Genomic DNA, 7692 nt, shown 5'->3' with positions numbered 1-7692 from the left:
CATACTTTAAGACAAAAGTCTAGATATTTCTTATCATTTCAGCATGTTATAACATACTGTTTTCTTACGCAATTTAATCTAGCTCGGCTAAATCCTTAAAAAACCAAATGCGGTTACCCTGCCAAGCAATTTTATATATTCTTACTCTTTGTTCTTTTTATCCATGGCTTCTAAGAGCGGTCTGAAAAGATCCATGGGAAACGGAAAGATGGTGGTTGTGTTCTGTTCAGCGGACATTTCACGCATGGTTTGTAAATATCTGAGTTGCAGGGCAACCGGATGGTCCCGTATGATCTCTGCCGCCTCGGCAAGTTTTGACGCTGCCTGGTATTCCCCGTCAGCATTAATCACTTTGGCGCGACGTTCTCTCTCCGCCTCGGCCTGTTTTGCCATTGATCTTTGCATTTCCTGCGGAAGGTCAATGTGCTTGAGCTCAACGGTGGTCACCTTTATGCCCCAAGGATCCGTATGGGTATCCAGTATCTCCTGAAGCTCGGTATTAATTTTTTCTCTTGCAGACAGCAGTTCATCCAGTTCAGCCTGTCCGCAAACGCTCCTTAAAGTGGTCTGGGCAAGCTGGGACATGGCATAATTATAATGCTCCACCTCAACGATCGCCTTAACCGGATCAATCACCCTGAAATAGATCACCGCGTTGACCTTGACGGAAACATTATCCCGGGTAATCACATCTTGCGGATCCACATCCATGGCAACCAGCCGCAGGCTCACTTTAATCATTTTATCAATGATCGGAATCAGTATGATCAAACCCGGTCCTTTTGAAGCGATCACACGCCCCAGCCGGAATATCACACCGCGCTCATACTCATTGAGTATGCGGATGGCAGCGGACAGAAACAAAATAACCAGTACAATGATAGCAATAATTGGATAAAGGGTCATTATAACCTCCTTTAAAAACTTTTAAGTGTTTGCAGGGTTAACCGGCTCAACTTCCAAAACGAGGTTAACCACATTGACTACCCGTACCTTTTCTCCTTTTTCTATCTCAACTTTGGATGTCGCATTCCACAGCTCACCATGAACGAAAACCTTGCCTTCCGGTTTAACCGCTTGCTTGACGATACCTGTTTCCCCCACCAGGCCTGCCACTCCTGTTTTCGGTTTTGATTGGTGCGATTTAAATACCAGTGCTGCCACTGCAACAAAAAAGCCCGAAACCATCACCAGGGTCGGTACCAGTACCTGCAGCGACAGGTCCATCTCCGGAGCAGTGCCCTCAAAAAGCATCAGCGATCCGAGTAATAAGGAAACAATTCCTGCAATGCTTAACAACCCATAGCTGGTAATCTTCATTTCCATTATGAAAAAAATAATGGCCAGAATGATCAGAAGGATACCGGCGTAATTCACCGGTAGGGTCTGCATGGCGAAAAATGCCAATATAATTGCAATCCCTCCGATCACCCCGGGGAAAATGGCACCTGGGTGGGAAAGCTCAAAATAAAGGCCGGCAAGTCCGATCATCATCAGGATATACGCGATGTTTGGATCGCTTATGGTTTTTAAAATCTTCGTCCGCAAGTTTTCTTCCAGTATCTTTTTTACCGGACTGTCAAGCTGTAAAACTCCTTTTCCTTTAACTTTCCTGCCGTTTATCTGTTTAATCAGATCGTCGATATCCTCTGCAATCAGATCTATGATGTTTTGTTTTAAAGCTTCCGTTTCGGTTACGGACACGCTTTGGCGCACCGCCTTTTCAGCCCACTTCACATTCCTCCCCCTTTTTTGGGCAATGCTTTTCACATGGGCCACCATGTCGTTGGTTACCTTCTCAGACATGGTTTTTTCTATTTTTTTACCTCCTGCAGCCACCGGATGGGCAGCCCCGATATTCGTTCCGGGTGACATGGCGGCAATGTCTGCCGCCATGGTAATCATTACCCCTGCGGATGCCGCCCTTGCCCCGCTGGGTGATACGTAAACCACCACAGGCACCTTGCTGGCAAAAATTGCCTTGACAATGCTGCGCATCGATTCGGCCAGTCCGCCTGGAGTGTCAAGCTCTATGATTATGCACGCTGCACCGGCATCAGAAGCCTTTTCAATCCCCGATATGATAAATCCAGCCACCCCCGGACCGATTGCATCCGAAATCTTTATCATATAGATCTCATTTTTATCGGCAAACACATTTGAAGAAAAAACAATCGTAACAAGCAACAGGACTGACACGATCATCTTTTTTGATAGGTTTTTCATTCCATCTCCTTCATTAGCGCCTTCATATCTTCCCATACCTCACGTTTTTTATTCGCATTTCTGAGAAGATAAGCAGGATGATAGGTCGGCATCACCCGTATCCCCATATAATCATGAAACTGTCCCCTGAGTCTGGAAATGGGTTGTTTGCTTTCTAACAGCGTTTGGGCGGCAAAGGTTCCCAGGGCACAGATAAAATCCGGTTTTATCACTGAAAGCTGGCGTTTCAAAAATGGAAAGCAGGTATTTATCTCCTCCGGCAGGGGGTTCCTGTTTCCGGGTGGGCGGCATTTTATAATGTTGCAGATGTAAACCTGTTCCCGGGTTAAATGGATGGCCTCAATAATTTTGGTAAGTAGCTGGCCTGCGGCACCGACGAACGGTTCTCCGCTTTTATCCTCTTCATAGCCCGGTCCTTCACCAACAAAGACCAACCGTGCCTTTGGATCACCTGCACCAAAAACAATATTTGTCCGCTTATCACAAAGGGGGCACCTGCTACAATTACCGATCTCTGCGCGAATAGATTCCAGAGTTTCATCGGTCATTTTCCCATTGTTTCCCCATTTTTCTATGGTATCAAGGCTCCGGGGAGAGCAATCAAATCCCCTGCAACCCAACCCTTTCATTACATTAAGGGTGGTGTCTATTTCTGCAACAATATGGTTGAAAGCCTGCTTTCTGTTCATAAGTAAATCTTCCGATATTAGATCCAGAACTCCTGACCTGAGTATGTATTTTTGAAGTGTTATGAAAGCTCGGTTAAAATTTAAGATGCAACAATTTGAACATCGAACGCTCAACATCGAACGTCGAATAAGGATATCACTTCGCTCCGTTAGATTATATAATTGAAACACCTAAGCTGTATAGTCATTCGATGTTCGACGTTGGACGTTGGACGTTCATTTATTTATTTTAGTTTATCGTTCAGTATTTATCAGCTTATCATCCCATCCGTTCAACGATACGATCCAAAAGCAAATGTGCCACCTCATCTTTTTCCATTTCAGGTATGGATTCCTTGGTACCGTCTTTAAAAAACAGCGTAACCTTGTTGGTATCTGTCCCGAAACCTGAAGACGGGTCCCCCACCAGGTTTCCTACAATGATATCAAGATTTTTTTCTTTCAGTTTCTTTCCTGCGTTTTTTCCCAACTCCCTGGTTTCCGCAGCAAAACCGACCAGCATCTGATTTTTCTTGGTTTTACCCAGTTCTTTTAGAATGTCCTGGTTTTTTATAAGATCAAGGGCCATTTCATCGTTGTCTTTTTTTATCTTATGTTTTTGGTTATCTTTCGGACGGTAATCTGAAACAGCCGCTGCTTTTATTATGATATGACATTTTTTACTATGCTCGAAAACGGCCTGCGCCATCTCCTGCGCAGTTTTTATCTTCACAACGTTGACATGGAGTGGATCAGGAATAGTTGCCGGGCCACTAATCAGTGTCACCTCCCCTCCCCGGTGTTCAGCAGCTCTTGCAAGAGCATAACCCATTTTCCCGGATGATGGATTTGTGATAAACCGGACAGGGTCGATAGATTCCCATGTCGGTCCTGCGGTTACCAGCACCTTTTTATCTTTCATATCCTTAATGGTAAGCATTTTTACCAGCCTGTCCACCATATCCTCCGGCTCGGGGAGGCGACCCGGTCCCGTTGTGCCGCATGCAAGCTCACCTGCCCCGGGTTCGATGACAACGTATCCGTCATTTCGTAAAGTTTGAAGGTTTCTTTTTACCGCCCTGCTTTCGTACATATGGGTGTTCATGGAAGGGCAAACACCAGCAGGACAGGTAACGGCAAGCATGAAAGTGCTAAGCGCATCATCCGCAATACCGTTGGCAAGCTTTCCAATCATATTGGCCGTTGTCGGGGCAATAATGACTGCATCTGCAGCTTTGGCCCAGTCAATATGCTTTATGGATGCATCATCCCTTTTTTCAAAGAGACTCGAACAGACCATCTCCCCTGATAATGCTTCAAAGGTAAGCGGCCCGACAAATGCCCCGGCGTTTTCCGTCATGATCACCCTGACATTTGCACCCTGTTTTTTAAGGAGTCTTAAAAGCTCAACGCTTTTGTATGCTGCAATACCTCCGCATACGCCAAGTACAATATTTTTATTTTTTATCGCTGTGGTCATAGGTTCAGATCTCGATATTTGGTTAACAGACATTTACCAACTTTATGAGGCAAATGTAATATTGAAAAATCCTTTTTTACTGTGAGCTGAAAGTATAGAGCTATGAACTATCGGTTATCTATAAGCCATTAGAATTTCACTGGAATCCCTGACTCCTTGAATCCTTGAACCCTTTTTGCCGTTATTTTAACAATCCGGATACCGGCTCATTCAGGGTCGGGGCCACCCATATCTCAGTTCGGGTACTTATGCCTTCAGTAATGTTTATCACACACCATCTGCTTTGTTTCTGGAAAAGCATAATGGTTCTGGATGATTTAAACGAGCTGACCAGTCGCCAGTTGTCTTTTGCCATGTTCTTTTCAAAAAAAGAGACCAGAGATCCAAGCTCAACTCTCCCCTTCAACACCAAAACCCCGGCCGAGAAACCGGCGGTGTTGTAAATAAATGATGATTTCTGGTCCGCTTTCAGTTCCCTGGGGATAAGAACATCTTCGAAATCATAGTACAAAGGTCTTGTTTTATCTTTCTGTCGGCTTACTTCATGAGATCCCGTCTTGCCTCTTTCACTTGGCAAAGTAGAACACCCGGTGATCAGAAAGGTTAAATATATAACAATCCCGATACATAATAAAGCTGATTTTGCCATTTTTAGCCCTGTCATCATGTCTTACCTCCCCGCCCCTGTTCAAGGTTCTCCATGTACCATGCATATGTCTGTGCGATGCCTTCTTCTATGGTCACTTCGGGTTTCCAGCCAATACTGGTTAATCTCGAAATATCAAGCAACTTTTGCGGCATCCCGTCCGGTTTGGACCGATCCCAAACCACATCTCCGGTATACCCAACTACTTTTTTTGCTATTTCGGCAAGTTGCTGAACCGTCATATCACTTCCTGCCCCTATATTGATGTGCGGAACCATTAGCCGATGGTCATTTTCGACCCTACCTGCCTCAAAAGCCGTGGTATTGTTTTTTGCCTTAACAGCAGGTGAACCGGTTGACCTTAAAGCATCATATTGGGCATCACTTAAATTGATTAATAAAAGGCAGGCGGCCGCCATATCATCCACATAGAGAAATTCTCGCTTCGGCAGCCCGCTCCCCCATAGCATTATTCCGTCACGCGGCGGTGAAGATGATTTTGTTTTTGGTGTGGCAATACTGTTCAGGCTTTGTTGTATATCCTGGGGAATGGCACCATATTTTAATTCGTCCCGGCGAATGCCGTCCCAATCGTGGTGTTCTGCCAGTTTTGCCAGATGAAATTTACGAATCAACGCAGGCAGCACATGAGAATTATTTAAATCAAAATTGTCATTGGGACCATACAGATTGGTCGGCATCACAGACCGGTACCTGGTGCCATACTGGCGATTGTAAAATTCACAAAGCTTGATGCCGGCAATTTTTGCAATCGCGTAAGCTTCATTGGTCGGCTCAAGTTTCCCTGAAAGCAACGATTCCTCTTTCATCGGTTGCACCGCATGCTTGGGGTAGATACACGAGCTCCCCAGGAAAAGAAGCCGCTGAATTCCTGCCTGCCAGGCCCCATGAATAAGATTTGCCTCCATCATTAAGTTATTATAGATAAATTCAGCAGGATAAGTGTTGTTAGAATAAATGCCGCCAACCTTTGCTGCCGCAATAATCACATAATCGATTTTTTCACCATTAAAGAATTCCCGCACCGCTCTCTGGTCTTTTAAATCAAGCTCACTGCGGGTACGGGTGACGATACGGTCATACCCTTCAGACCGCAGACGTCGTAAAATGGCGGAACCGACCATCCCCCTGTGCCCGGCAAGAAATATGGAATCTTCGCTGTTCATTCCTCAAATCCTTTATTCAAAATGATCATAGGTCTTATACCCTTCCTGCCGACAAAGATAATCCTTTTGGGCTTCTTTCATGTCTTCATCCACCATCTCCGAAATAAGCTGTTCAAAGCTTATGCGGGGCTCCCAGCCCAGTTTTTCTCTGGCTTTGCTTGCATCGCCCAGAAGGTCATCTACTTCGGTGGGGCGAAAATAGCCGGGGTCGACCGCAACGATGGTTTTATTATTCTCCTCATTGATACCTTTTTCTTCAACCCCCTTGCCTTCCCAGCGAATGGAAATACCCAACTGTTGGCCTGCGGTTTCAATCACTTCTTTAACGGAATGCTGCTTTCCGGTGGCGATAACAAAATCGTCCGGCTCTTCCTGCTGGAGCATCAGCCACTGCATTTCCACATAATCAGCGGCATGGCCCCAGTCACGCTTTGCATCCAGATTTCCTATGTAAAGACAGTCCTGCAAACCCAGTTTTATTCGCGCCATGGCTCTGGTAATTTTTCGGGTCACAAATGTTTCTCCGCGAATGGGTGATTCATGATTAAACAAAATTCCGTTACAGGCATACATGCCGTACGCCTCGCGGTAGTTAATGGTAATCCAGTAGGAATAAAGTTTTGCCACACCGTAAGGAGACCTGGGATAAAAAGGCGTGTTTTCATTTTGCGGCACTTCTTGGACCTTACCGAACAGTTCGGAAGTGGAGGCCTGGTAAAAACGGGTCTTTTGCTCCAGCTGCAAAATTCGAATAGCTTCAAGGATACGCAATGCACCAAGGGCATCCGCATTTGCTGTATATTCCGGGGTTTCAAAAGAAACCATGACATGGCTTTGGGCCGCGAGATTGTAAATCTCTTCAGGCTGAATTTCCTGAATAATCCGAATCAGATTTGTCGCATCGGTCAGATCCCCGTAGTGCATGAAAAAGCGAACATCCTTTTCGTGGGGATCTTTATAAAGATGATCCACACGGGCTGTGTTGAACGAAGAGGCTCTGCGTTTTATGCCATGCACCTCATATCCTTTACGAAGTAGAAACTCCGCCAGATAGGCACCGTCCTGGCCTGTGATACCGGTAATTAGCGCTCGTTTCATAAAATATCCTTAAATAATCAGTGGTTTTTCTATAACCTTTTCCCAGCTTTATCAGGTCCCATTCAACCATCTTCCTGACCAACCCGCTACCAGGTTCTCGCTCCATGGGACAATCCATCAGAAGAGGTCTAAATACAATCTTTTATTGTTTTTATATAACATAAAGCCGGTAAGCAATGCAAATAGGATAATAGAAAGTTTTTAAGCCATTATTATTTTAATGCGGCAGGTAATAGAATAATCTTGAAGTTTCAATTTCTATCTGATATGCGGATAACTCTATTGAAAAGTCTAAGTGTTTCGCTTTGTTCTTTTCGCACAACCTGTTTCACCCCTGCCCCCGTAGCTCAGTGGATAGAGCAATGGATTCCTAATCCATGTGCCGCA

Annotated in this window: 7 protein-coding genes; all 7 read right to left on the bottom strand. The window is 45.1% G+C overall.

The features are described from left to right. Nucleotides 1–141: 141 nt before the first annotated feature. Nucleotides 142–906: a slipin family protein gene (locus SWH54_15620; protein MDY6792690.1), complete on the bottom strand. Its 765-nt coding sequence runs from the start codon at nucleotides 904–906 to the stop codon at nucleotides 142–144. A gap of 21 nt (nucleotides 907–927) precedes the next feature. Further along, complete coding sequence (locus SWH54_15615; protein ID MDY6792689.1) at nucleotides 928–2226, bottom strand: nodulation protein NfeD; 1299 nt, start codon at nucleotides 2224–2226, stop codon at nucleotides 928–930. After that, a complete protein-coding gene (locus SWH54_15610; GenBank protein ID MDY6792688.1) occupies nucleotides 2223–2915 on the bottom strand; it encodes a uracil-DNA glycosylase in 693 nt (230 codons plus the stop codon). The genes SWH54_15615 and SWH54_15610 overlap by 4 nt, the downstream gene beginning before the upstream one ends. Before the next feature lie 259 nt (nucleotides 2916–3174). Next, on the bottom strand, nucleotides 3175–4374 hold the full coding sequence (gene coaBC, locus SWH54_15605; protein MDY6792687.1) for a bifunctional phosphopantothenoylcysteine decarboxylase/phosphopantothenate--cysteine ligase CoaBC: 1200 nt from the start codon (nucleotides 4372–4374) through the stop codon (nucleotides 3175–3177). 181 nt (nucleotides 4375–4555) lie between these two features. After that, a complete protein-coding gene (locus SWH54_15600; protein ID MDY6792686.1) occupies nucleotides 4556–5041 on the bottom strand; it encodes a hypothetical protein in 486 nt (161 codons plus the stop codon). Further along, complete coding sequence (locus tag SWH54_15595; GenBank protein MDY6792685.1) at nucleotides 5038–6207, bottom strand: GDP-L-fucose synthase; 1170 nt, start codon at nucleotides 6205–6207, stop codon at nucleotides 5038–5040. The genes SWH54_15600 and SWH54_15595 overlap by 4 nt, the downstream gene beginning before the upstream one ends. A gap of 12 nt (nucleotides 6208–6219) precedes the next feature. Next, a complete protein-coding gene (gene gmd / locus SWH54_15590) occupies nucleotides 6220–7305 on the bottom strand; it encodes a GDP-mannose 4,6-dehydratase (GenBank protein MDY6792684.1) in 1086 nt (361 codons plus the stop codon). Nucleotides 7306–7692 lie beyond the last annotated feature (387 nt).

This window comes from Thermodesulfobacteriota bacterium, assembly GCA_034189135.1.
Lineage (GTDB): Bacteria > Desulfobacterota > Desulfobacteria > Desulfobacterales > JAUWMJ01 > JAUWMJ01.
Note: the sequence above shows the minus strand (reverse complement) of the source record. Positions and strands in the feature narration are given on the sequence as shown.